At 62.3% G+C, this 24,417-nt stretch carries 25 protein-coding genes; 6 read left to right on the forward strand and 19 right to left on the reverse strand.

Annotated elements, in window-relative coordinates:
• Positions 1–10: 10 nt before the first annotated feature.
• From AC6I9R_RS00120 to AC6I9R_RS00135, 4 genes are all read right to left on the reverse strand, one after another.
• Positions 11–451, reverse strand: a complete 441-nt coding sequence (locus tag AC6I9R_RS00120; RefSeq protein ID WP_461428721.1) for a MarR family winged helix-turn-helix transcriptional regulator — start codon at positions 449–451, stop codon at positions 11–13.
• A 7-nt stretch (positions 452–458) separates the two neighbouring features.
• Entirely contained in the window at positions 459–1,589 is a 1,131-nt protein-coding gene (locus AC6I9R_RS00125) for an Acg family FMN-binding oxidoreductase (RefSeq protein WP_461428722.1), read from the reverse strand.
• 198 nt (positions 1,590–1,787) lie between these two features.
• The gene (locus AC6I9R_RS00130) at positions 1,788–2,612 is read right to left on the reverse strand and encodes a cobalamin B12-binding domain-containing protein (RefSeq protein ID WP_461428723.1); all 825 of its coding nucleotides are present in this window, start codon (positions 2,610–2,612) and stop codon (positions 1,788–1,790) included.
• Between the two features lie 175 nt (positions 2,613–2,787).
• Positions 2,788–4,392, reverse strand: coding sequence for an FAD-dependent oxidoreductase (locus tag AC6I9R_RS00135; RefSeq protein WP_461428724.1), 1,605 nt, complete (start codon positions 4,390–4,392; stop codon positions 2,788–2,790).
• A gap of 117 nt (positions 4,393–4,509) precedes the next feature.
• Between AC6I9R_RS00135 and pncB the strand changes: the two genes are divergently transcribed.
• Positions 4,510–5,802 (forward strand): nicotinate phosphoribosyltransferase, encoded by a 1,293-nt coding sequence (gene pncB / locus AC6I9R_RS00140; RefSeq protein WP_461428725.1) that lies wholly within the window; start codon positions 4,510–4,512, stop codon positions 5,800–5,802.
• A gap of 7 nt (positions 5,803–5,809) precedes the next feature.
• Here pncB and AC6I9R_RS00145 read toward each other — a convergent pair whose 3' ends face one another.
• Positions 5,810–6,445 (reverse strand): hypothetical protein, encoded by a 636-nt coding sequence (locus AC6I9R_RS00145; RefSeq protein ID WP_461428726.1) that lies wholly within the window; start codon positions 6,443–6,445, stop codon positions 5,810–5,812.
• Entirely contained in the window at positions 6,442–7,308 is an 867-nt protein-coding gene (locus AC6I9R_RS00150; protein ID WP_461428727.1) for a GTPase domain-containing protein, read from the reverse strand. The genes AC6I9R_RS00145 and AC6I9R_RS00150 overlap by 4 nt, the downstream gene beginning before the upstream one ends.
• A gap of 48 nt (positions 7,309–7,356) precedes the next feature.
• Between AC6I9R_RS00150 and AC6I9R_RS00155 the strand changes: the two genes are divergently transcribed.
• Positions 7,357–7,524, forward strand: coding sequence for a hypothetical protein (locus AC6I9R_RS00155; RefSeq protein WP_461428728.1), 168 nt, complete (start codon positions 7,357–7,359; stop codon positions 7,522–7,524).
• Between the two features lie 242 nt (positions 7,525–7,766).
• Here the strand turns inward: AC6I9R_RS00155 and arfB are convergent, their stop codons facing one another.
• The 8 genes from arfB to dapA all read right to left on the reverse strand — a co-directional run bounded on the left by arfB (position 7,767) and on the right by dapA (position 14,488).
• On the reverse strand, positions 7,767–8,186 hold the full coding sequence (arfB, locus tag AC6I9R_RS00160) for an alternative ribosome rescue aminoacyl-tRNA hydrolase ArfB (protein WP_461428729.1): 420 nt from the start codon (positions 8,184–8,186) through the stop codon (positions 7,767–7,769).
• Between the two features lie 309 nt (positions 8,187–8,495).
• Positions 8,496–9,113, reverse strand: a complete 618-nt coding sequence (locus tag AC6I9R_RS00165; RefSeq protein ID WP_461428730.1) for a queuosine precursor transporter — start codon at positions 9,111–9,113, stop codon at positions 8,496–8,498.
• Positions 9,114–9,212: 99 nt separating this feature from the next.
• Positions 9,213–10,394 carry an amino acid aminotransferase gene (locus AC6I9R_RS00170; RefSeq protein ID WP_461428731.1) on the reverse strand — a complete coding sequence of 394 codons (1,182 nt, stop codon included), beginning with the start codon at positions 10,392–10,394 and terminating at the stop codon, positions 9,213–9,215.
• Positions 10,387–10,947, reverse strand: a complete 561-nt coding sequence (locus tag AC6I9R_RS00175; RefSeq protein ID WP_461428732.1) for a GNAT family N-acetyltransferase — start codon at positions 10,945–10,947, stop codon at positions 10,387–10,389. The genes AC6I9R_RS00170 and AC6I9R_RS00175 overlap by 8 nt, the downstream gene beginning before the upstream one ends.
• Complete coding sequence (sseA, locus tag AC6I9R_RS00180; protein WP_461428733.1) at positions 10,944–11,807, reverse strand: 3-mercaptopyruvate sulfurtransferase; 864 nt, start codon at positions 11,805–11,807, stop codon at positions 10,944–10,946. Before sseA ends, AC6I9R_RS00175 begins: the two co-directional genes overlap by 4 nt.
• Positions 11,808–11,940: 133 nt before the next feature.
• A complete protein-coding gene (gene smpB / locus AC6I9R_RS00185) occupies positions 11,941–12,417 on the reverse strand; it encodes an SsrA-binding protein SmpB (protein WP_461428734.1) in 477 nt (158 codons plus the stop codon).
• Positions 12,418–12,452: 35 nt separating this feature from the next.
• Positions 12,453–13,619: an MFS transporter gene (locus AC6I9R_RS00190; protein WP_461428735.1), complete on the reverse strand. Its 1,167-nt coding sequence runs from the start codon at positions 13,617–13,619 to the stop codon at positions 12,453–12,455.
• Complete coding sequence (gene dapA / locus AC6I9R_RS00195) at positions 13,616–14,488, reverse strand: 4-hydroxy-tetrahydrodipicolinate synthase (protein WP_461428799.1); 873 nt, start codon at positions 14,486–14,488, stop codon at positions 13,616–13,618. The genes AC6I9R_RS00190 and dapA overlap by 4 nt, the downstream gene beginning before the upstream one ends.
• A gap of 166 nt (positions 14,489–14,654) precedes the next feature.
• On the opposite strand from dapA, the gene AC6I9R_RS00200 reads away from it, so the two are divergent.
• From AC6I9R_RS00200 to AC6I9R_RS00215, 4 genes are all read left to right on the forward strand, one after another.
• Entirely contained in the window at positions 14,655–16,598 is a 1,944-nt protein-coding gene (locus AC6I9R_RS00200) for a lytic transglycosylase domain-containing protein (protein ID WP_461428800.1), read from the forward strand.
• Between the two features lie 56 nt (positions 16,599–16,654).
• On the forward strand, positions 16,655–17,122 hold the full coding sequence (tspO, locus tag AC6I9R_RS00205) for a tryptophan-rich sensory protein TspO (RefSeq protein WP_461428736.1): 468 nt from the start codon (positions 16,655–16,657) through the stop codon (positions 17,120–17,122).
• A gap of 332 nt (positions 17,123–17,454) precedes the next feature.
• Positions 17,455–17,784 carry a hypothetical protein gene (locus AC6I9R_RS00210; protein ID WP_461426276.1) on the forward strand — a complete coding sequence of 110 codons (330 nt, stop codon included), beginning with the start codon at positions 17,455–17,457 and terminating at the stop codon, positions 17,782–17,784.
• Between the two features lie 84 nt (positions 17,785–17,868).
• Entirely contained in the window at positions 17,869–18,198 is a 330-nt protein-coding gene (locus AC6I9R_RS00215) for a hypothetical protein (RefSeq protein ID WP_461426276.1), read from the forward strand.
• Positions 18,199–18,328: 130 nt separating this feature from the next.
• Here the strand turns inward: AC6I9R_RS00215 and infB are convergent, their stop codons facing one another.
• The 5 genes from infB to AC6I9R_RS00240 all read right to left on the reverse strand — a co-directional run bounded on the left by infB (position 18,329) and on the right by AC6I9R_RS00240 (position 24,372).
• Positions 18,329–20,815 carry a translation initiation factor IF-2 gene (gene infB / locus AC6I9R_RS00220; RefSeq protein ID WP_461428737.1) on the reverse strand — a complete coding sequence of 829 codons (2,487 nt, stop codon included), beginning with the start codon at positions 20,813–20,815 and terminating at the stop codon, positions 18,329–18,331.
• Positions 20,812–21,444, reverse strand: coding sequence for an RNA-binding protein (locus AC6I9R_RS00225; RefSeq protein ID WP_461428738.1), 633 nt, complete (start codon positions 21,442–21,444; stop codon positions 20,812–20,814). Before AC6I9R_RS00225 ends, infB begins: the two co-directional genes overlap by 4 nt.
• Positions 21,445–21,467: 23 nt before the next feature.
• Complete coding sequence (gene nusA, locus AC6I9R_RS00230) at positions 21,468–23,240, reverse strand: transcription termination factor NusA (protein ID WP_461428739.1); 1,773 nt, start codon at positions 23,238–23,240, stop codon at positions 21,468–21,470.
• Positions 23,241–23,243: 3 nt separating this feature from the next.
• Positions 23,244–23,840: a ribosome maturation factor RimP gene (gene rimP, locus AC6I9R_RS00235; protein ID WP_461428740.1), complete on the reverse strand. Its 597-nt coding sequence runs from the start codon at positions 23,838–23,840 to the stop codon at positions 23,244–23,246.
• Positions 23,841–23,985: 145 nt separating this feature from the next.
• Positions 23,986–24,372 carry a hypothetical protein gene (locus AC6I9R_RS00240; protein WP_461428741.1) on the reverse strand — a complete coding sequence of 129 codons (387 nt, stop codon included), beginning with the start codon at positions 24,370–24,372 and terminating at the stop codon, positions 23,986–23,988.
• Positions 24,373–24,417 lie beyond the last annotated feature (45 nt).

Genomic DNA, 24,417 nt, shown 5'->3' on the forward strand with positions numbered 1-24,417 from the left:
AAACCCGCGCTCAGACGTCGCGATTGTCGTCCAGAACCCGGCGCAGCTGTTCCAGCGTCGGCAACATATCCGTCACGCCCTCCACCTGCCCGATCACGTCGCGCAACGGCGCGTCCATGGCGGCGATCACGCCGCGATACACCTCACGCCCCGCGTCGGTCAGGTAAACCACCTTTTTGCGCAGATCATCCGGGTGGGTCTCCACCGTGATCAGTGCCCGTTTTTCCAGCTGCATCAAGGTGTTGGTCATCGAGGGTTTGGGCACCTGAAACGCCGCGGCAAGCATCGCGGGCGTCTTGCCATCGCCCAACCGCACCAGGTTGCCCAGCAGCGAAAACTGCGACGGATGCAGACCGTCGGGCAACCGCCGCGCCAGAATGGCGGTTGCCAGTTGGTTGATGATGCCAATCTCGTTGAAAACACGAAACGCGGCAGAGCGGGGATCGTCCAAAGGCACCTCAGATCAATCTTGCCTCCAATGGCCAGCGCGGACTGGGGGCGACCTGGGCTGCATAGCCGATCCGCGCCAGCATTTGAACCGTTCCGCCCTCGGACGCGAATTGCCGGTGCACACTGTCGTAGATCTCGGACATTTCCGGATACTCCTGCAGCGCCTGGCTCAGCGGCTGCATGGCGACCCCGTCGCGCGTCGCCGCAAGGTTGAGGCGAAGCCAATCGCGCCCGGCGGCGATCTGATCTTCCCGGGTGTTGCCCGGCGTCACCTGCCACAGATGCCCCATCGCCGTGTCCGTATTGGCATAGACCGCGCGCAGCCCCTCCTGGTAGGCGGTCGATGAGGTGTCCAGCAGCGCCTCCCGGTTCATCAAACCCGCCGCGCCCAGCAATTCGAACACCGGACCGGTGAAATCGATCCCGTCGGGGTTCGCATCCACCTGCCGGGCCCCGACCCGGAACAGATCGACGCTTTCCAGGTAGGTTCGGGGCGTCTCGATCTCGATCCTCAGGGCTTCATGGGTCAACTCCCGCAGGGCCGCGATGCTGTCCGGGGCGACCGAACCCGCAACGCGGGTCTGCTGTGCGGCGGCCAGAACCTGATCCAGGATCGCGGGCGTCACGGGCGCTTCGGTGTCGAAGGGCTCTTTCGTGGACCGCCGCTCTAGCCGATGCGCAAACAACGGATCGGGCTGCGCCGCGCCGCCAAACCGCAAAACCGCAACGGGGCGGCCATCAAGGCCCTGGCTGTCCGAGCCGTCTGGAAACAGCTCTGCCGTCATCGCCAGGGACTCTTCCGCGGCAGCCATCCGCGCCATCTCGATGAAACAGCCCAGACCGATGGTGATCTGGCGGTTCATCGGATCGGTCTCGGGCAGCAACCGATCCGTGTCGACAAACAGGGTCGCCTGATCCGGGACTGACAGATCGACCAGCCAGGGCTGCCTGTTATGCGGGTTCGGCGCCAGGATGGCCCAGGACAGAGCCCTTTGGCGCGGGTCCGAATAGGCGACGCCCGCCGTTTCCCACGGCAAAAGCGCCGTTTGGGTCTGGCGGCTGGCCACCAACCCGGTTGCGCCCGTCGCAGCAACGATCACGCCGCCACCAAGAATGGATAGAAAATGTCTGCGTTTCATCTGAGGCTCCATTAGTTTGATGTCGAACATATATTGTTCGATCTCGAACTATGTCAACTCACTTGTTGAAGATCCTGCTCAGAACCACCGCTCAGAAATGAAAAAATGTAGAAAGTCCCAACCGCTGGCAGCCCAGCAATTCCAAGGCGGACTCCCGCCCTTAGCGCGGTTCCCCCGCACAAAATCCGCTCATCAGATTTACCGGGACCCGGTCGCCTGATCCCAGACCTCGGCCAGAAGCTGCAACGCCTCGTCCACTTCCGTCACCGCACCGTCGATGTCCATCAGGTCGATCTCGTCGCGTGCTTCTTCCACGATCTGCCCACTCACGAAGATCCGGGCCCGGGGATTGCTGATCCGAAGCGCGATGATCAGCTTGGACAGCGGCTCGATTGATCTGTTGCCCCCCGCCGAAAGCCCAATGATGATCGCATGGGACGCGCTGAGGTCCTCCACCAACTCGTCGTGGGATTTGTCGAGCTTCAGGTCGATGTCCCATCCCGCCTTGCGAAACAGGTCCGCCGCCATCCGCACCCCCAGCACATGGGTGTCGCCGGGGACCGAGGCAAAGACAGCCGACCGCGTGGTGCCGACATGCTGACCGGCAAAATGGTGCCGCAACGCGCGCATGATCGCGTACATGCGCGAAGTTCCAAGTGTCACATCGGTGAAGGACAGTCGGTCGCTGTTCCACCAGTCGCCCAGCAGACGGGCGGCGCCCGCCAGATAGGTCAGGTAGACAACCTCGACAGAGGCGCCATCGGCACGCAGTCCCTTGATGAATTGCGCACCGGCCTGATCATCCTCGGACAAGAGCGCATTGCACAGCGCCTCCAGATCTTCCCCCTCTGGGGTTTGCGCAGGCAGGTCGACCGCGCGGGCGGCGATACGGCGCAGAACCTCCCGTGCCAGGGACTCAACCGAACGTTCCGGCAGGCGCGCCTTGAGGGTGCGAAGCTCGATCTGCGATTGCAGATACTGGTCGACGTCGAAGCGGTCTTCGCCTTCGTCGAAGTCTTCCATGGACAACCCTCCCAAGTCATCAACGCTGGCGTCGGGCAACCGCCCCTGACGCCACCGCGTCCCACAGGTTTAATGAATCGTCCCGCTCAATCAAGTTGGCAGACCACTTCTTGGCCCCGTCCGTCATTTTGACGCGGAGCCTGAGAGCGGAGGGCGCGCCTGCCCGCAAACCCCGTCACGCGGCGTTCACATGCTCCCACACCTTCGAAATCACGACAGAGCCCTCGCCCACGGCCGAGGCGACGCGTTTGACCGATCCCGCGCGCACATCGCCGACCGCGAAGACGCCGGGGCACGACGTCTCAAACGGCGATGTCGCATCCTGGCCCGTTATCACGAACCCGCGCGGGTCCAGGTCGCAGTGATCCCTCAGCCAGCCAGTGTTGGGCGCGGCACCCACCATGATGAAGGCGGCGGGCGTCTCCAGCTCCCACGGGGCGCCGTCCTTGGTGATGGTGACACGCTCCATCGTCTCGTCCCCGTGGAGCGCGGCGATCTGCGCCTTGTAGTGAACGGTCACGTTCGGGTTTGTGTCGAGGCGCGAGGACAGGTAATCCGACATCGACGCCGCCAGGCTTTCGCCGCGCACCAGCACATGGACGTGGCGCGCGCTGCGCGACAGGTACATCGCCGCCTGCCCGGCAGAGTTTCCGCCGCCCACCACGATCACCTCGGCGTTCTGGCAATAACGCGCCTCCATCTCCGTGGCCGCATAGTAGATCCCGCTGCCCTCCAGCCCTTCCAGGCCCTTCAGCGGCAGGCGGCGGTACTGCACGCCCGTCGCCACGATCACCGCGCGGGCACGCACCGTCTCGCCATTATCGAGCGTGGCGCTGAAGATGCCACCGTCCGTGGACAGCGCCGTCACCCGGCTTGGCATGGAAAAACGCGTGCCGAACTTCATCGCCTGAATCTCACCGCGCCAGACCAGATCCGCGCCCGAGATCCCTGTGGGAAAGCCCATATAATTCTCGATCCGGCTGGAGGTTCCGGCCTGCCCGCCCACGGCGGTGTCTTCCACCACCAGCGCTGAAAGCCCCTCCGCGCCCGCGTAAACCGCCGCCGCAACGCCCGCAGGCCCACCGCCCACGATCAGCACGTCAACAATCTCATCGCAGGCCAGATCCATCCCGATCCCCAGCAGCTGCGCGACCTTTGCGGGCGTCGGGCTTTCCACCACACGGTTCTCGCCGAAAATCACCGCAGGCTCATCCATGGCAACGGCGCAGATCTGCGCCGCCTCGCGCGCTTCGTCCGAGCCATCCTCAATGATCCGCACCGGGATCTTGTTGCGCGAGGCAAACTCCGCCACGGCGCGGATCTCTCGGCTGCGATCAATGCCGATCAGCGTCAGCGAGGTATCGCGGTCCTCGATCTGCCGCCGCCTGCGCGCCGCAAAGACGGTGATGATGATGTCCGACATCTCCGGGATCCGCGCCATCGCGTCCAGCATCTCGGCACGCGGCACCACGATGGCCGTCGTCTCCCGCTTGGCCCGCATCGGCAGCGAATAGACCCCGCCGCTCAGGAACACGATCTCGCCCATGAACTGCGTCGGCCCCAGGGTTGTCGGCAGATACGCCTCGCGCGTGACCGGGTGGATCACCTCGATCTCGCCCTCCACGATATAGGTGAACGTATCCATCGGATCGCCCACCTCCGCCACCATATGCCCCTCGGGGAAGGTCACGACCTCCCCGATCCGGCGCAATTCCGCGACATGCTCGTCATGCAAAGGCGTGCGCACCATTTCGCGCAGATTAGCGGCTAGGCTTTCCATCGGGCGTCTCCATCGGGGGCTTTCCCAAACCTAAGCGCGACCGCCGCGAAATCCATAGGCACCTTGCCTCGCCCGCGCGCTCTTGCTCTAACCGCCGTGCACAACGGAGCTACTGCCATGGTCGACATCGCCACCCGCGTCTGGAATCACCGTTGGAAGATCGACCCGATCGTCCGCTCCCTGATCGACACCGATTTCTACAAACTCCTGATGTGCCAGTCCGTGTTCCGCAACAAGCCCGACACCACCGTCACCTTCTCGCTCATCAACCGCACCACCCGCATTCCGCTCGCCGACCTCATCGACGAGGGCGAGCTGCGCGAGCAACTGGATCACGTCCGCACCCTCCGCCTCACCCGGGGCGAGAGCACCTGGATGCGCGGCAACACCTTCTACGGCAAACGCCAGATGTTCTCGTCCGAATTCATGGATTGGTTCGAGACGCTGCAACTCCCCCCCTACCACCTGGAACGCGTCGGCGACCAATATGAGCTGACGTTTGAGGGCAGCTGGCCCGAGGTCATGCTCTGGGAAATCCCCGCGCTGTCGATCCTGATGGAGCTGCGCGGCCGCGCCGTCCTCGGCACCATGGGCAAGTTCGAGCTTCAGGTCCTCTACGCCCGCGCGATGACCAAACTGTGGGAGAAGATCGAACGCCTCAAGGGCGACGACACCCTGCGCATCGCCGACTTCGGCACCCGCCGCCGCCACTCCTTCCTCTGGCAGGACTGGGCCGTCCAGGCCATGCGCGAAGGCCTGGGCACCAGCTTTGCAGGCACGTCCAACTGCCTCATCGCCAAGAACCGCGACCTGGAAGCCATCGGCACCAACGCCCACGAACTCCCCATGGTCTACGCCGCCCTCGCCTCCGACGACGCGAGCCTCGCCAACGCCCCCTACGACGTGCTCTCCGACTGGCACGAGGAACACGAGGGCAACCTGCGCATCATCCTCCCCGACACCTACGGCACCCAGGGCTTCCTCGACAACGCCCCCGACTGGCTGGCCGGCTGGACCGGGATCCGCATCGACAGCGGAGACCCCGCCACCGGCGCCGAAGTCGCCATCGACTGGTGGAAGTCCCGAGGCGAAGACCCCCGCGAAAAGCTCGTCATCTTCTCCGACGGGCTCGACGTCGACAAAATCGAAACCCTCCACCAACAATTCGCCGGAAGAGTCCGCGTGTCCTTCGGCTGGGGCACTCTCCTGACAAACGACTTCCGCGGCCTGGTAGAAAACGACGCCCTCGCCCCGTTCTCGCTTGTCTGCAAAGCGGTGTCGGCGAACGGACGCGCGACCGTCAAACTGAGCGACAACCCCGAGAAGGCCATGGGGCCTACGGCTGAGATCGAGCGGTATAAGCGGGTGTTTGGGGTTGGGGAGCAGGAACGGGTGGAGGTGGTGGTTTAGTCCGAAATTACCGAAAGCGAGAGCGGCCCCGACCTCCGACAATTTCCAAGATCCCACTACGAAAGTTAGCATCTTGCATTAAGCGATCGATAAATTCAGCATCCATTTCCGGTGGGTCGCCTTCGACCTTCGCATCCAACGACAGTGATCTCAAAAATAACTTCGGCAGCTCGTACATCGCAGCCTTATACTTCTCGAATTTCTTGGTGTATCCTGGGTAAAGTGAGCGTGACCTGCCCTGAGAGTTCAAGATTTCGATGTGGTTTTCTCGTGCTTGCTTCAGATAAGCATCCGCTGCACTGGAAATGAATTCTATTGCAGCACCAAAGGTTGCATCCCCAGGCACCCGACAAAGAAGATAGATTGAAAAAGATATACCTTGACGACCTTTTTCATCTTGCAATTTAGAATGGCGACTAACCATTTCAAACTCTAGCGCTCTGCCATCCATACTTCTTATCGCAATATTTGGCCAATCTTTGTTGTCTTTCTCCTCTAAGCCGGATGAAAGGCGCTCTTCAATTAAAGCTCTCCTCTTGTAAGAAACGTCATCGGCCTCCTCGGGAAACCACTTAGTAAAATAACCTGAATTCGGACTCGGATCATGCAGTAAAAAAAATGCGTCGATTGGAATGATTCTCATGACTCTGCTCCAAACGTTTCAACCCCATTCACAACGCCTTGCAGCAAATTTAAGATATTGACGTTAGTTTCCGCGCTAACCGTAAAGTACTTAAGGTTGGGCGCGAAAATTGACTCAATCACATCAAGGTTAGTCGAGTACTCATTTTTGAGATCATGAAGAATGCTGCTGAAGTTTCCTTTCTCATAGTCTTGCGCAAGATCAATTTTGTTAAATACTATACAGACTTGTTCAACTGAGCTTGCTCTCGTTCCAGAGCTTGTAAATGCGTCATTGAGGCGTTCCGCAAAAATTCGGCTATAGTAGCGAGTGTTAGAGCTACGGTCAGATAGATCAGCATTGAAAACAAAAATCACAGATGAACCCTTTGTTGACGCAAGTCTTTGGGCTGCAGCTAATACTTTTCCATCTTCTCCGGCATAGTCGTATATGCGAATCCACTTTTCAAATCTCTTTAGTCTCTTAACTGAAATATTCTCATCAAAAAAGGATTCTTCACGAGTATCTCCTACTTTATATTCATGCGTTTCAAAGTTAGGTGTTGGAGAAATTGATGAAATAATTTGCTCTATTTTGCACCATAGAGATACTATTGAACTCTTTCCGGATCCACGGGGGCCAATCACAACTAGATTGTGGTATTCCTTTGTTGTTGTGTAAACACTAGACGAAAAATTCTCCAGAGATTGCGCTTTGACACTAAGCGCTTTCAGCTCACTGTCCTTAATCTCTAGCGCCCTTTCGAGGCTATTAATGCGTGAAGTCTGATCTTCAATAGTAGACTGCCGCTGCCAGAGAAAGTAGGCCGCAAGGGTAGACGCTATCGTGGTTAACGTAAGAATTACGCTCAGTAAACTTTCCATAAACTGTCACCTAGACTTCAACGTATTCTTGTTGTAGCGACCTCGGCTTTGTATTCAAGACTTTTCCGATCCCGTAACGCCTTCACCTCGCCCCGCTTCTTCGCCGCCTCCACCTGCTTCCGCTTCTGGTTCAACGACAACCGCGTCTTGACCCGCCGTTTCGGCGCGACCAGAGCCGCGCGCATCGTCTCGGCCAGCCGCTCCGCGCGATTTTGAGCTACAGCGCTTGAGACCACTTCTCCGTCCTGAACTCGTAGGGTGGGTGAAACCCACCGCCCCGAGACACCGGTTACCCCGTGTCACCCGTCGCACCTTTTAGTGGATTCCACCCTCACGTCCACGCATCCAACAGCCTTTCATGCAAAACTCACCCAAAACACGGTTAATCAAACGCAAACAAAACTGATTTCACATATAAAACAAATGCTTAATGCCCTGCTCAAGCTTGAGCAGCCCTCTCACTCCTCCCCAACAGACCCCCGCAGCGCCTTCACCTCCCCCCGCTTCTTCTTCGCCTCCACCCGCTTTCGCTTCTGGTTCAGCGACACCCGCGTCTTCACCCGCCGTTTCGGCGCGACCAGAGCCGCGCGCACCAGCTCCGCCAGCCGCTCCCGCGCGATCTCGCGATTCCGGGCCTGGGACCGCTCCTCCGCCACGAACAGCACCAGCGCGCCTTCTTTCGTCCAGCGGCGTCCGGCGAGCCTCCGAAGCCGTCCCTTCACGGCCCCCGGCAACGAAGGGGACCGCTCGGCCTCGAACCGCAGCTCCACCGCCGTGCTCACCTTGTTCACGTTCTGCCCGCCGGGCCCGCCCGCGCGCACGAAGCTTTCGGTCAGCTCCCAGTCCTCGATCGTGATGTCGTCGGTTATGCGCAGCATCGGCCTTGTCCGTTCGGTGTACAGGTTGTGTACAGGGTGTGTACGGGCTGTGACCCGCTGTTTCAGCCCAGTCTACACCAAAAAGGGCTGCCCACGGAGGGCAGCCCTTTCGAGAAATCAGGAGGTGGGCGCGGTCAGAACCAGCGGCTCACCTGGGTTGGGCTGTTGGCCCTAGGGTTGCCTAGCGGCGTGCCCCCCAAGTTGTCCCGACACCATTCTCCAATACCTCTCTAGACACTGGATCACCTCCTTCCGATTTTGTTTCAACTAAGCTGATGCTGCCACAGATTTTGTGGATGTCAAAACATTTTACGCAGGATGTGCCATGATTTTGCGGGTGAGCAGGCGGAACGGCACCAAAGCGATCAAGGCGAGGGCAAGTTTGACACCCCAGTCGGCGATGGCGAGGCTAACCCAAAGCGGTGCCTCGGGACCCATGCCGAGGATCGGCAGGATCTCGTTGGCCCAGGCGACGTCGCCGGGGAGCATGGGGGTGAGGGCGCCCGAGAAGGCGATGAAGAAGAACAGCGCCGTGTCGACGGATGATCCGATAATGCTAGAGATTACAGGGGCTTGCCACCAACCGCCGTTGCGCAGGCGATCGAAGATCGACACGTCCAGAAGCTGCGCGACAAGGAACGCGGTGCCCGAGCCGAGCGCGATGCGCAGTGTGACCAGCGGGCCGAACTCACCCATGATCTGCGTGCCGATCAGCGAGCAGATGACCCCCACGATGAAGCCCGAGAACACGACCTTGCGCGCCACGGCCGCGCCGTAGACGCGGTTCATCACGTCCGTGACGAGGAACGCCAAAGGATAGGTGAAAGCGCCCCAGGTCAGCCATTGGCCGAACAGGAATTGCACCAGGATGTTTGAGGCCACCACGATGGCCGCCATGGCGAGGACGCCGGGCAGGAGTTTCGTCATTGATTTGGTTCCGTTTTTGCAAGGTAGTCGGAGACTTGGTTGTCGCGCCTTTCCTGAAGGCGCAAAGACGGCGCGGAGTACGCCTCTACGGTGCCTCCGTCAACCCAGCACAGCCGCCAAAGCGCGGGCGACCTTGGGGATGTTGTTAACCGTCAGCCCCGCCACGTTCATGCGCCCGTCGCTCACCACATAAACGCCGTGGTCCTCGCGCAACGCATCCACCTGCGCGGGCGTGGTGCCAAGGAGCGAGAACATGCCCTGATGCGCCGCAAGAAACCCGAAGCGGTCCGATCCGGTCTCCGCCCGCACGGCCTCGGCCAGCGCATTTCGGTTGCCGGTCATGCTGTCTCGCATCTCGGTCAGCTCTGCGTCCCACATCTGCCGCAACTCGGCGTCGTGCAGGATCATTTCCACACAGCGCGCGCCGTGGTCGGGCGGGAACGAAAAGCTGTTGCGGTTCATCGCGGTCAGGTGCCCTTGGACGGCAGCGCGCGCACCGTCAGAGGTCACGACGAGCGCCACCCCGGCACGTTCCCGGTAGAGCCCGAAGTTCTTGGAGCAGCTGGCCGCAAGGAACAGCGTCGGGACCTTTTGCGCCAGCAGGCGCGTGCCAGCGGCGTCTTCCTCCAGCCCCGCGCCAAACCCCTGATAGGCCATATCCACAAGGGGCGTGGCGCCGGTCTCACGGCAGATCGCGGCGACCTCTTCCCAATCCGGTAGCGTCAAATCGGCGCCGCTGGGATTGTGGCAACACCCATGCAGGATGATCACATCGCCCGAGCGGGCGGCGCGCAGATCTTCCATCATGCCGTCGCGGTCCAGCCCGTTATTGGCACGGTCCAGATACCGATAGTTGCGCCGTGCCAGGCCCAGATGATCGGTCATCGCGGCGTGAATGGGCCAGCTTGGGTCCGAGACCCAGACCTGCGCGCCGGGCGTCAACGTGCGCACCAGCTCCAGGATTTGGCGCACGGCGCTGGTGCCGCCCACGGTGGCGATCCCCGCAATCTGGGCCGCATCAACCGCGTCGCTCAAGAGGAGGTCTCGCATTCCGTTGATGAAGCCCGCATCGCCCGCAAAGCCCAAATACGCCTTGGTATCCTGCGCTTGCAGGATGCGGCGTTCCGCCTCTTTCACCGCGCCCATCACCGGCGTCACGCCCTCCGCGTTGCGATAGAGGCCAACCAGCAGATCGACTTTGTCCGGGCGCGGGTCCGCCGCGAATTGGCCGGTGAGCTGGAAGATCTTGTCGGGCGTGGGCGCGGTGAGGGTTTCAAACATTAGATCGCCTGTCATAGCTCAGCACCCGCACCCGCTCTTCCCGGCGCACGGGGGCGAACCCCATCTTCTGATAGAGGCGCAGGGCGGCGGGGTGGTCCAGGGTACAGGTGTTCACCGTCATCTTCTCCACCCCTTCACGGGCCCATCCCGTGGCGATGGCTGTCTGCACCAGCAACGGCCCAAGACCCGCGCCGACAGCCTGTGGCACAAGGCCGAAATAGGCGAGGTCGCATTCGCCGGGTTCCCGCCAATCGAGCATGAAGAACCCGGCGGGCCAGCCGTGCTTGAACGCCGTCCAGATCACCACATCGGGGCTGCGCACGAAGGCTTGCAGGGCGGCGGGATCTTCGTCGGCCTGATCAAACCGGTCCTGCCACTCATAGTCCCGCCCCACGGCGTCATAGAGCGACAGGAAATACCAGACGGGTGGGTCAATCGCGCGTTCCAGCCGCACATCTCCCGGCAGCTGCGCAGGCCCGTATGAGGGCCGCGTGGGCATCTCCAGGTAGGTGATCGTGAAGGGAACCTTCGTCCCCGCGGGGATGACGCTCATCCGACCTCGACCTTCAACTGATCGAACTGGCCCCACTCGGACCAGGAGCCATCGTAGAGCGAGACATCGTGTTGCCCCAAACGCATCAGCCCCAGCATCAGGATCGCCGCCGTCACGCCCGAACCGCAGGTGGTGATGATCCGCTTTTCCAGATCCACGCCACCTGCCTCAAACGCGGCCTTCAGGGCGTCGCCCTCTTTCATCGTGCCATCGGCATTGAACAGCGTCGCATAATGGACATTCTTGGAGTTGGGTATATGACCCGCGCGCAGGCCTTCACGCGCTTCGAGTTCCTCCCCCCGGAACCGCGCGGGGCCGCGGGCGTCCACGATCTGCCAATCCCCAAGCTTGGAGGCCGAGGCGACCTGCGTGACATCCTTCACCAGATGCGCCTGGCGCTGCACGGTCATGTGACGGTCGCGCACGATCGGCGGCATATCCTCCATCGCCCGGCCCTCGGCCACCCACTTCGGCAGGCCGCCGTCCAGCACGGCGACGTCGTTCTTGCCCATCAGCCGGAAATTCCACCAGACCCGCGCGGCCGAGAACAGGCCCATGCCGTCGTAGACAACAACCTGATGCCCGTCGCCGATCCCCATGGCGCGCATGCGGGACATGAACTTCTCCACCGGGGCCACCATGTGCGGCAGGTCCGAGCGGGCGTCGGAAATCTCGTCGATGTCAAAAAACCGCGCGCCGGGGATGTGGCCCGCGTCGTACTCGGCCTTCGCATCGCGGCCCATCTCGGCCAGGTAATAAGACGCATCGATCACGCGCAGGTCCGGGTCACTCAGATGCGCGGCCAGCCAATCAGTCGACACCAGCGTTTGCGGATCGTCCCCGGTGATCACCTCGGCCATTCTGCGCACTCCTGTCCAGATTTCCCGAAAGTCCTACGCCGCCGCCCAGGGCCACGCAAGCCTTCCGCGCGCAACGCTCCCCCCTTCATCTTGCCAAATACAACTCAAATCCCGCAGCCCGCAAAGGGCGCTGTCAGCCGTTCTGCTTGAGCAACCGCGCCTTTTGCCGGTTCCAGTCCCGCTTGGCCGAGGTCTCGCGCTTGTCCTGGGCCTTCTTGCCCTTGGCGATGCCGATCTTCAGCTTCACCAGACCCTTGTGATTGAAGTACATCACAATCGGTACCAGCGTCATGCCCTCGCGCTGGGTGGCGTTCCACATCTTCGACAGCTCTTTCTTCGACGCCAACAGCTTGCGCCGCCGCTTTTCCTCGTGCCCGAAGGTCTTCGCCTGGACATAGGGCGCGATGTAAGAGTTCACGAGCCACAGCTCGCCCTCCTTCACCTCGGCATAGCTTTCGGCGATATTGCTTTGACCCTGGCGCAGGCTTTTGACCTCGGAGCCTTCCAGGATGATCCCAACCTCCAGATCGCTTTCGATGGCATAATCGAAGCGGGCACGCCGGTTTTCGGCGATGACTTTGTAGTTGGGGTTCTCGGGTTTCTTGGCCATGGTGAGGGGTATCTAGGCACTCGGGGGGGCCAAGTCTACCGGCTGATCCAGGCCGAGGCCAATAGATGCACCAGCGCGACAAGGGCCATCGCCCCGCCGACCCATCCGAGCGACAGCAACCCGGCCTGGGTGATCGCCGCACCGCCGATGGCCGCACCCGCCGCCGTGCCCACGTAAATCGCCGCCGCGTTCAGCGACAGGATCACCGGCGCGCGTTTCGGCGACAGGCCAATGATGCGCGCCTGCTGCGGTGCGGTGAAGGACCAGCCGAAGAGCGACCAGATGAAGACCAACACGAACAGCAGCCATCCCGCCATCGGAAGGCCTGACAGGAACGGCGTCAGGATGACCTGAGTTAGCGCCAGGAACACCAGCGTCCGGGTGGCCCCAAACCGGTCCGACATCCAGCCGCCCATCAGGTTGCCGATCACGGCAGCCAGGCCGAAAACCAGCAGCACGGCGGAGATGCCGTTGCGGCCAAAGCCCATGTGGGTCTCCACCAGCGGAGCGAGGTAAGTGAAAGGCACGCAGATCGCGGCGAGGAACGTGGCGGTAAAGAGCGTCGCCAGCATGATCCGCCAATCGCCCAGAACCCCGGCCAGATCGCGCAGACCGACGGGTTGGAAGTGCAATCCACGGGGCACGCGGGTCCAGATCAGCCAGAGGCAGGGCAGCGCCAGAACGGCGACCAGCGCGAAGGCAAAGCGCCAGCCGATGCTGTAGGCGATGAAGCTGCCCGCCGGCACGCCGATCACCTGCGCGAAGGTCAGCCCGAACAGCACCGCCGCCAGCGCCTTGGCGCGGCGTTCCGGCGCGACCACGCCCGAGACGACCGCCGCCGTGACCGGGGTGATCATCCCCGCACCCATCGCGGCCAGGGCGCGCGCTACGAAGACGACATCGCTATTGGGCGCGAGGGCGGCCAGCAGGTTGGCCCCCGCGAAAAGGGAAAGCCCCAGAAACAGCACCTTCCGCCGCCCGAGCCCGCCGGTGCCCGACACCAGCAGCGGCGAGGACACGGCGTAGGCCAGCGCGTAGAACGTCATCACCCAGCCCGCGCCCGCCGTGGTCAGGCCAAGGTCTTCGGCCATCGGTGGCAGCATCCCGATGACCATAAAGGCCCCCATCCCGACGACGAAGTTCGTCGCCGACAGGATGTGGATCAGGCTTTGGGTGGACCCTTGGTCAGGGCCCTCGGTCACGCAAGAAGGCCAGCGTGGCGCAGCGCGGCCTCGATCTTGGCCTTGGTGCTGTCTTCCACCGTCGTCAGGGGCAAGCGCACCTCGTCCGAGCATAGGTCCAGCACGGACATGGCGTATTTCACGCCGCAGAGGCCAGGCTCGGTGAAGATCGCCTCGTGCAGGGGCATCAGGCGGTCCTGGTACTCCAGCGCCAGCGCCCAATCGCCCGCGCGCATCGCGGCCTGGAACTCAGCACAGAGCTTGGGCGCGACGTTGGCCGTCACGCTGATCGCACCGACACCACCATGGGCGTTGAAGCCAAGCGCGCTGGCATCTTCCGCCGACATCTGGATGAACTCCTTGCCACAGCTCGCGCGCTGTTGCGACACGCGGGCCATGTCGGCGGTAGCATCCTTCACCCCGATGATCATCGGGTGCTTGGCCAGCGTGCCCATCGTTTCGGGCGTCATGTCGATGATGGACCGCCCGGGGATATTGTAGACAAAAATCGGGATGCCGACCTCGGCCAGCGCTTCGAAATGGGCGATCAGCCCGCGCTGGGTGGGCTTGTTGTAATAAGGCGTCACGACCAGCGTCGCATCGGCGCCCACTTCCTTGGCGTGCTGCACGTGGCGCAGCGCCTCGACGGTGTTGTTGGACCCGGCGCCCGCAATCACTGGCACGCGGCCGCCCGCGGCTTTGACGACCGTTTCAATCACCTGTTCATGCTCGGTATGGCTCAGCGTCGGGCTTTCGCCGGTAGTCCCAACAGGCACCAACCCGTTAGAGCCTTCCGCGATCTGCCAATCCACCAGACGTTTCAGCGCGTCGAAATCCACAGCACCATTTGTCATCGGAGTGACCAGAGCGGGCATCGAGCCATAGAACATCATTCGCGTCCTTCTATCAGGAGTGTGGGCAAGGGGATTGGAGTGGCAATTTCCCGCCCCAATACAAGGCCCTCACACAATTGCCAAGTTCGTGAGTTGCTTCCTCGTGCGTGTGACGTATTTTACCTGTTCTGGGGACAACTAATTTAGGAGACGCCGCGTGATCATGCGACGCCTGATATCAGCACTTGCCCTCAGCTCCCTCCTTGGGGCGACCGCAACTTTCGCACAATCGGACTCGGAAGCCTTGGCAAACGCCCTTGCGGCCTACAACGCCGGGGATCTGGCGGGCGGCTCGGCGGCGGCGCAAACGCTGACCGATCCGGTCGCGTTGGACCTTCTGGCCTGGACCCGCCTGCGGCGCGGCCAGGGCGATTTCGCGGAATACATCTCATTCCTGGATCGCAACCCCGATTGGCCCGGCCTGCCCTACCTGCGCCGTCAGGGTGAGCCCTCTATCCCCGATGGCGGCGATGCGGCCACCATTCTGGACTATTTCGCCGACATCCTGCCCGAAACCGGCGCCGGGTCACTGGCCTTGGCCCGTGCGCTGGCCGACACCGGCAACCCTGTCGTGGCAGAGGCCATAGTCGTGCGCGCCTGGACGTCGCTGGTGATGACCGGCACCGACGCACAAGCGCTGAACCGGGCCTTTGGCGATCTGTTGACGCAAGACCACCACATCGCGCGGCTGGACCATCTGCTGTGGGAAAACGCCGAGGAACGGGCGCGGGCGATGTTCTCGCTGGTGCCCGAGGAATATGCACCACTGGCCGAGGCGCGCCTGGCCCTGCGCGACCGCGCGCCCGGGGTGAACGCTTTGATCGATGCGATCCCCGCGTCTTTGCAGGGGGATCCAGGGCTGGCCTACGAACGCTTCATCTGGCGCGTTCGCGAAGGCCTTTGGGACACCGCCGGAGAGTTGATGGCCGAACGCTCCACCTCGCCCGCCAGCCTGGGGCGGCCCGCGGCCTGGGGCAGGCGTCGCGCCGATCTGGCGCGCGATGTGATGCGCGAGGGCGATCACGCCACCTGCTATGATTATGCCGCCAATCACCACATCGACCCCGATGACGACTATATCCGCTTCGCCGATCTGGAATGGATCGCGGGCTATTGTGCGCTGCAACTGAACCGGGCCGAAATTGCCGTCACCCACTTCCAACGGTTCCGCGAAGTCGTGTTCTCCCCGATCTCGGTCGGGCGCGCGGGCTATTGGATGGGGCGCGCCCATGAGGCGGCGGGCAACGCCGATGCAGCGGCAGAGGCCTATGCCCTGGGCGCGCAATATCAATCCAGCTTCTACGGTCAATTGGCGCAGGAGCGCGGTGGATTTCCTGTCGATCCCGAGTTCTTGGGCACGCGAGATTACGGCGATTGGCGCACCTCCAGCTTCGCCGAGCTTGACGTGTTCCACGCCGCGCAGCTGCTTTACGAGGCAGGGCAGATCAACCTGGCCGAACGCTTCTTCACCCATATCACCGAGCGCCTCAACGAGGACGAGGCCGGGCAGATGGGCAACCTCATGCTCGAGATGGGAGAGCCACACCTTGCCCTTCTGGTTGCCAAACGTGCCGCCCAATCGGGTCATGAGATCTTCCCCGCTTATTACCCCCTCGCCGATCTGGAGGACGTGGACCTGCCCATCGACCGCGCCTGGGCCTTGTCCATCGCCCGGCGCGAAAGCGAGTTTGATCCCGTCGTCGTCTCAGGCGCTGGGGCGATTGGCCTGATGCAGGTGATGCCGGGGACGGGGCGCGATTCCGCCGGAGATCTGGGGATCAGTTTCTCGGAAAGCCGTCTGCGCAGTGATCCCGCCTATAACGTGCTTCTGGGCTCCAATTACATCGCGGGTCTGATGGAGACCTATGGCGGCAACCCGGTGCTGGTCTCTGTCGGGTATAACGCCGGGCCGGGGCGCGTGCGGCAATGGCGGGAACGTTTCGGCGATCCGCGCAACGTCGACGATGTGATCGACTGGATCGAGGACGTGCCGTTCACCGAGACGCGCAACTATATCATGCGCGTGATCGAGAGCCTGCCGATCTATGAAGCGCAATTGACCGGAGAGTTGCCGACGTTGGGCCTGAGTGAGCGATTGGTACAGTAGCAGACTAAATTGACAGCCAGGGTGTACCCCGCAGGCGAATGGGGTAGGTTCGGCCCATGGATTGGTCAGTCTTCCCCCTCTTTCTTGGTGCCTGCTGCGCGGCGGCCACGACCGGCGCGATGTTTTCGCCGGGCCCGTGGTACCGCGATCTGTCCAAGCCAAGTTGGACCCCGCCTGATTGGGTCTTCCCGATCACCTGGACAGTGCTTTACATCGCGTCTGCCGTGGCCGCGACGCGCGTGGCCTTGCTAGACGGCAATGCCCACGCCATGGGCTGGTGGGCGTTTCAGATTGCGTTGAACACGCTCTGGACGCCGGTGTTCTTTGGGATGGAACGGATTAAGGCGGGCGCCCTGGTGCTGGTGTTCCTCTGGATATCAGTCGCGGGCTCCATGTGGACGTTCTTCCAGCATGACACTTTGGCGGGTTTCCTGATGGTGCCCTATCTGGTGTGGGTGACAATCGCGGGCGCGCTCAACTTCTCGGTCTGGAGCCGGAACCCGGCGGAAGCTGCCAAGGGGTGAGTCGGCTTTTGGGCTGAATCTTTCGGAATGTGAGTCGTCCACGCCGCTGATTCCCCCGCGATCTTCTTGAAATGTTGCAATTTCTGCCGCCGTGCTCACGGGGGCGAGATGGGGGCTCACGGGGGCGTGGGGTTGGTGCAGGGGCTTGGGGTTTGTGTGCGCATTCGCACCATCCTCCGCCCATTCTCGCGTTTACGTGTGTGGAATGACGGCTTCGCCCGGCGCATATTCATCTCATCGGAACGGAGCAAGACGCAGCGTTCCACACCAACAATCTAACCCGGGGCCGCGAGATACGCCGCCCAACCAAGACAGTGAAAAGGACTAACACCATGAAAAAGATCGCAATCATCGCCGCCCTCGCCGCTTCCATCGCCGCTCCGGCCGTCGCACAATCGACCTCCTCGGCCTTCGCCATCGCGCATTTCAACCAGTCGGTTGAGCGTTCCTCGGACATCCGCACCCCCAGCAGCGCGAACACCTCGGTTGTGTCGACGCAAGGCGGCTCGGCGCTGGCCAACGCCTTCGCCGTGTTCAACGGCAGCCAGGACAGCGCGGGTGATCTGCGCGGCCAGAACAACACGACCGTTGTCTCCGGCACGCCGGCCTACGCCCAGGACATCTTCGCCCGCCTGCGCGCTGAATCCGCAGAAGACGAGTAAGTCTTGGCGATTTGACCCTTCATCATCCCCAAGGGCACCCCGAATGCGGGGGCCCGCACCCCCCCATTCCAAAGGACTAACACCATGAAAAAGATCGCAATCATCGCCGCCCTCGCCGCTTCCATCGCCGCACCGGCCGTCGCTCAATCCACCTCTTCGGCCTTCGCCATCGCGCATTTCAACCAGTCGGTTGAGCGTTCCTCGGACATCCGCACTCCCAGCAGCGCGAACACCTCGGTCGTCTCCACGCAGGGCGGTTCGGCCCTCGCCAACGCCTTCGCCGTCTTCAACGGCAGCCAGGACAGCGCCGGTGACCTGCGCGGTCAGAACAACACCACGGTCGTCTCCGGCACCCCCGCCTACGCCCAGGACATCTTCGCCCGCCTCCGCGCTGAATCCGCCGAAGACGAGTAAGAACGGGGCGTTACAGCTTCACTCTCGGGACAGCCCCTCGTCAAACTGGCGGGGGGCTTTCTTTTCTTGGAGAACACGAACGAAAAAGGGCGCCACAATGGGCGCCCTTTGTTTTGTTTCGCTGCTTGGGTCAGGTAAGCGAGCGCTCAACCTCTTCCCGCTCGAAGATCTCGATGACATCGTTGGGACGGATGTCTTCGTAGTTCTCGAACGCCATACCGCATTCCTGGCCGGACTGGACCTCTTTGACCTCGTCCTTGAAGCGCTTGAGCGTCTTCAGCGTGCCTTCGTGGATCACCACATCGTCGCGCAACAGGCGCACTCCGGCGGAGCGGCGGGCCACCCCTTCGGTGACAAGGCACCCGGCGACGTTGCCGACACCCGAGACCTTGAAGACCTCTTTGATCTGCGCGTAGCCGATGAAGTTTTCGCGGATCTCCGCGCCCAGAAGGCCAGAGGCCGCCGCTTTCACGTCGTCCACGAGGTCGTAGATCACCGAATAGTAACGGATCTCCACGCCCTTTTGGTTTGCGGCGTTGCGTGCCGGAGCATTCGCCCGGACGTTGAAGCCGATGACCGGCGTGCCCGAGGCTTCGGCCAGGCCGATATCGCTTTCCGTGATCGCGCCGACACCGTAGTGCAGCACGCGGACGCGGACCTCATCGTTGCCGATTTTCTCCAGCGCCTGGACAATCGCCTCGGCAGAGCCCTGCACGTCGGCTTTCATCACCACCTGCAGCTCGCGCACATTCTCGTCGGCTTTGGCGTTCGCCAGAAGCTGATCGAGGGTTGTCGCGGCGCCCACGGCGGCCCGTTTGTCCTTGGCGGCTTGCTCGCGGTATTCCGCGATCTCGCGCGCCTGGGCTTCGGTTTCCACCACGTTCAACACGTCGCCTGCCTCGGGGGTTCCGTTGAGGCCAAGCACCTCGACCGGGACCGAGGGGCCCGCTTCGTTGACGCGCTCGCCCTGGTCGTTGATCAGCGCGCGGACCTTACCCCACTGCTCACCGACGACGAAGATGTCGCCCCGGCGCAGCGTGCCTTTTTCCACCAGAACGGTGGCGACAGGGCCGCGACCCACGTCCAATTGTGCTTCGATAACAGCACCTTGCGCGGCGCGGTCGGGGTTGGCCTTCAGCTCCAGCACTTCCGCCTGAAGCGCGATGGCTTCCAGAAGTTCGGACATGCCCTGACCGGTTATGGCAGAGACTTCAACGTCCTGCACATCGCCGGACATCGCCTCCACGATCACCTCGTGCTGCAACAGATCCGTGCGGACCTTTTGCGGATCAGCTGCGGGGCGGTCGATCTTGTTGATCGCCACGATCATCGGAACGTCAGCCGCTTTGGCGTGGGCAATGGCTTCGATGGTCTGGGGCATCACGGCGTCGTCCGCCGCAACCACCAGAACCACGATATCCGTTACCTGAGCACCGCGCGCCCGCATCGACGTAAACGCCGCGTGGCCCGGGGTATCGAGGAACGACAGGACCGCACCGCTTTCGGTGGTCACCTGGTACGCTCCGATGTGCTGGGTAATGCCACCGGCTTCGCCTGAGACGACGTTCGCCTGGCGAATGCGGTCGAGAAGCGAGGTCTTGCCGTGGTCGACGTGACCCATGATCGTGATGACCGGGGGACGCGGGAGCAGCTTGCCCTCGTCATCCTCGACCGTATCGATCACCTGCTCCACATCGGCATCGGACACGCGCTGAATGCGGTGGCCAAACTCTTCGATGATCAACTCGGCGGTGTCCGCGTCAATCGGTTGGTTCTGCGTGATCATCATGCCGTTGTTCATCAACGCCTTGACCACATCACCCACACGCTCGGACATCCGGTTGGCCAATTCCGAGACGATGATCGTCTCGGGCACCTGCACGTCGCGGATGACCTTTTCACGGTCCACAGTGCCGCCCATCGCCTTTTGGCGTTGGCGTTCCTGCTTGCGCTTCATCGCCGCCATGGAGCGTTGGCGACCGCCTTCGCCGCCCGTCATCGCCTGGTTCACGGTCAGCTTGCCGGAACGACGGCCCCCGGCATCATTGCCGCGGCCCCGCTCGTTGCGCTTGTTGTCGCGCTCGGGCTCGCGCCGGGCTGGCGTGGCTTTGCCACCGCCGCGCGGGCCAGAGGGGGCCGCGGCTGGATCTGCGGCAGCGGCGGCCGGAGCAGCAGGCTCGGGCGGCGCGTTGCGGCGCGCCTCTTCCTCGGCCTTGCGGCGTTCGTCTTCTTCGGCCTTGGCTTTCAGGGCTTCTTCGCGCTCACGCTCTTCCCGCTCTTTGGCTTCGGCCTCAGCACGGCGGCGGTTGCGTTCTTCTTCACGCTCGCGTTCGGCTTTCACACGCTCTTCGGCTTCCTGGCTTTCGCGGGCCTTGGCGGCTTGCAACGCCTTCAGGCGCCGCTCCATCTCGGCGTCGGGGACCGACTTGTCGCGCTTGCCGCCTTCGGCGTTTTGCATCGCAGCAGAGGGCGCACCAGGCTTGGGCACAATCACGCGCTTGCGCTTCGTCTCGACCACCACAGATTTGGTGCGCCCCCGCGAGAAGCTTTGGTTCACGCGGCCTGACCGCGCGCCACCAGATAGGCCAAGTGGTTTTTTTCCGTCTTGATCGCTCATGCGTTCCGTCTGTCCTTCTCGGTGGTCTGGCCACCGTCTGCTAAGCGCAGTCCCTGGAGTTTCGCCGCCCCCTCTATAACACGGGGGGCGAGTCCACCAGCGGCAAGCGCGCCATGTATCACACTTTGGCGTCCGAATGCCAAACCCAATTCCTGGGCGGTCAGAATGCCGAAGTATCGGGCCCCTTCCGGGGTCCAGAGTTTCGATTTACCGCGTTCCGACCCATCGGAGGCCTGAAGCAGCACGCCGACGTTTCCGTTCGCCAGCCAGTCTTTCACCTTTTCAAAGCCCGCAACCGCCTTGCCGCCCTTGCGACACAGGGCAATCAGGTCGGTGACCCGGCGCGCCAGTTGGGTTTCCACCCGGTCGACCAGATCCTCGGGCACGCTCACTTGTTGCTTTGCGGCGCGCGAGAAGAGGTTCTTCTTCACCGCCAATTCAAGCGCCGCGCGATCCGCGCTGACCCACATGCCACGACCGGGCAGTTTTTCGAGTGTGTCAGCAGCAACCTGCCCATCGGGCGCCACCACGAACCGGATGAAACCGCGTTTGGGCGCGATTTCTCCGGTTGCGATGCACTTCCGTTCGGGACCGTCTGTCCGGTCCTTATGTTGGCCACCACGCGTCATTCGCGGGCTCCCGGCAAAGGGCGTTAGCCCTCTGCCCGCTCCTCTGCTAGGGCTTCAGCTTCGGCAGCGGCGTCGGCTTCCAATTCCTCGATTGTCACCCAACCCAATTGCAGGCGTGCGGTCATCACCATGTTCTGTGCTTCTTCCAAAGAAACTTCGAAGGGTTCCAGCAACCCGTCGTCCTTGATGCGCTCTCCGCCTTCGGTTGTCCAACCGCCGGCCAATTCCCAGTCTGCGCAGGTGGCGAAGTCTTCCAGCGTTTTCACGCCATCTTCACCCAAGGCCACCAACATTTGGGGGGTGAGCCCCTCAAATGCAATGAGGCTGTCTTCCACACCCAGTTCTTTCGCGGCTTCCAGCGCCTTTTTGTTCTGCTCTTCCAGGTAATCACGGGCGCGGGCCTGCAATTCTTCTGCGGTGCCTTCGTCGACGCCGTCGATGACCAGAAGCTCATCAGCTTCAACATAAGCCACTTCCTCCAGGGCCGTGAAGCCTTCGGAGACGAGAAGCTGCGCGAAGAATTCATCCAGGTCGAGGCTGTCCATGAACAGCTTCGTGCGCTCTTCAAACTCGGCCTGACGGCGCTTGCTTTCTTCTTCCTCCGTGAGAATGTCGATGTCGAGGTTGGTCAGCTGAGACGCCAGGCGCACGTTCTGACCACGACGGCCAATGGCCAGCGACAGCTGCTCATCCGGGACCACGACTTCGATTTTCCCGGCGTCCTCGTCGAGAACAACTTTGGAGACCTCGGCAGGCTGAAGCGCGTTCACCAGGAAGGTCGGCGCATCCTCATTCCACGGGATGATGTCGATCTTCTCACCTTGCAGCTCGTTCACCACGGCTTGCACGCGGCTGCCGCGCATACCCACACAGGCCCCGACAGGGTCGATACCGTTGTCATACGAGATGACGGCGATCTTGGCGCGGGACCCAGGGTCGCGAGCGACGGCCTTGATCTCGATGATGCCGTCGTAGATCTCGGGCACTTCCATTTTGAACAGCTCGCGCATGAACTCGGGCGCGGTGCGCGACAGGAAGATCTGGTGGCCGCGGTTCTCGCGGCGCACATCCTTGATGTAGCAGCGGATGCGGTCGCCGTTGCGATAGGCTTCGCGGCCGATCTTCTCGTTCCGGCGCAGCTGCGCCTCACCGGCGCCCACGTCGACGATGACGTTGCCGTATTCCTCACGCTTGACGACGCCGTTGATGATCTCGCCCACGCGGTCCTTGAACTCTGCGTACTGACGATCCCGCTCGGCCTCGCGGACCTTCTGCAGGATCACCTGCTTGGCCGATTGCGCGGCGATCCGGCCCATTTCCACGGGCGGCACCTCGTCGGCGATCATGTCGCCGACAACGGGGCCAGCGGTCTGGTCCACGCCTTCGGACAGCAGCTTGTCGGCTTCCGTGGGTTTGCGCAGCAGGAAACGGCGGACGTCGCGGGTTTCCACCAGCTCGCCTTCTTCATCGTAGGTGTGGGACTTGGCGTTGAAGACAACAACATCGGGGCGCGCGTGCTTCACGAGGTCCGTGGCATCGGCGGGCAGCATCTCGGCCTTGTCGTTTTCCAGCATATCCTCATCGGTGACGGTGCGCACGCGGGTGAAGGTGGCGCGGCCCGTCTTGCGGTCGATGGACACGCGAATGTCCAACTCGCTGCCGTAGCGAGACTTGGCGGCACGGGCGAGGCTTTCTTCCATCGCTTCGACCACCAGATTGGGGTCGATCATCTTTTCGCGCGCCACGGCTTCCGCGGTTTGCAGCAGTTCCAGCTGGTTGGCTGATGTAATGGCCATGTTTTATTCCTCCGCCCCAGGGGCAATGTCACCGGGCTCTTCTTCGATATCGTCAAAATCGGCCTCGTTGATGAGGCCCGCATCTTTGCGCTGTTTCAGCATTTCCTTGATCAGCTCGTCCGTCAGGACCAGCTTGGCATCGCTGAGCCATTCGAAATCAAGGCCGACGGTCACCGTCTCTTTGCCTTGCTCGATATTGACCAGCACTTCGCCGTCTTCCACGCCCGCCAGCACGCCCTTGAAGCGGCGCTGACCGCCGATCATCTCGGACGTCTCAAGCTTTGCCTCATACCCTTCGAACGTCTCAAAATCCTTGAGCCGCGTCAGGGGGCGGTCGATGCCGGGGCTGGAAACCTCCAGCGCATAGGCGTCTTCCAGCGGGTCTTCCACGTCCAACAGGACCGAGATCGCGTTGGAGATCTGGGCGCATTCATCCACGTCGATGCCGCCTTCGGGGCGTTCCGCCATGATCTGCAGCGTGTTGGTCTTGCCGCCCATGACGCGAATGCGCACGACCTCAAAGCCAAGCGCCTCGATCGAGGGCGTGACGATTTCCGCCATCCGGCGGTCCATGGAGGTTTTGGCGATCAGGTCAGACATTATGGTCGTGGGGGTCCTAGAAACGAAAAAGCGGGCCGTGCGGCCCGCTGGAAGTGTCGGTGGAGCCGGTAGTCTCGGCGCCGCTGTTGAAGGGGATATAGGGGGAATCAGGGGGCGGTGCAAGGCCGCCCGCCCTCCTTGGCAATTAACCGCAATAGACGCGGTCGATCACGTAATGCGCGTCCGTGCTAATGTTCAGGCGGTAGGGCAGATAGTTCATCGTGCCGTAGGGGCTGTCGGGCGTGAAGTAACGCGCCGCGATGCCATAGGATTGCGCGACAGTGACGTGGTGACCAAGCAGGCGCTGATACTGCTGCGCGCCGCAGTCCTGGGCTTGCACCGGGGTGCCAATGACACCCGGAGCCAGCAGGACCTGCATCCCGCCTTGAAGCTGCTGAGGGATAGCGACCCCATTGATTTGGGCGCCACCGGGGCTCGGGAAGATCGGGTAGATGTCGTTCTGGGCCGAGGCCACAGCGGGGGTGAGGCTCAAGACGAGGGCTGCGAAAATCGCTTTGCTGGAAAAGGTCATGTGACGGGCTCCGAAGGGGGGAAGGGCGTCAAATATCGCGATAAC

The organism is Gymnodinialimonas sp. (assembly GCF_059726805.1).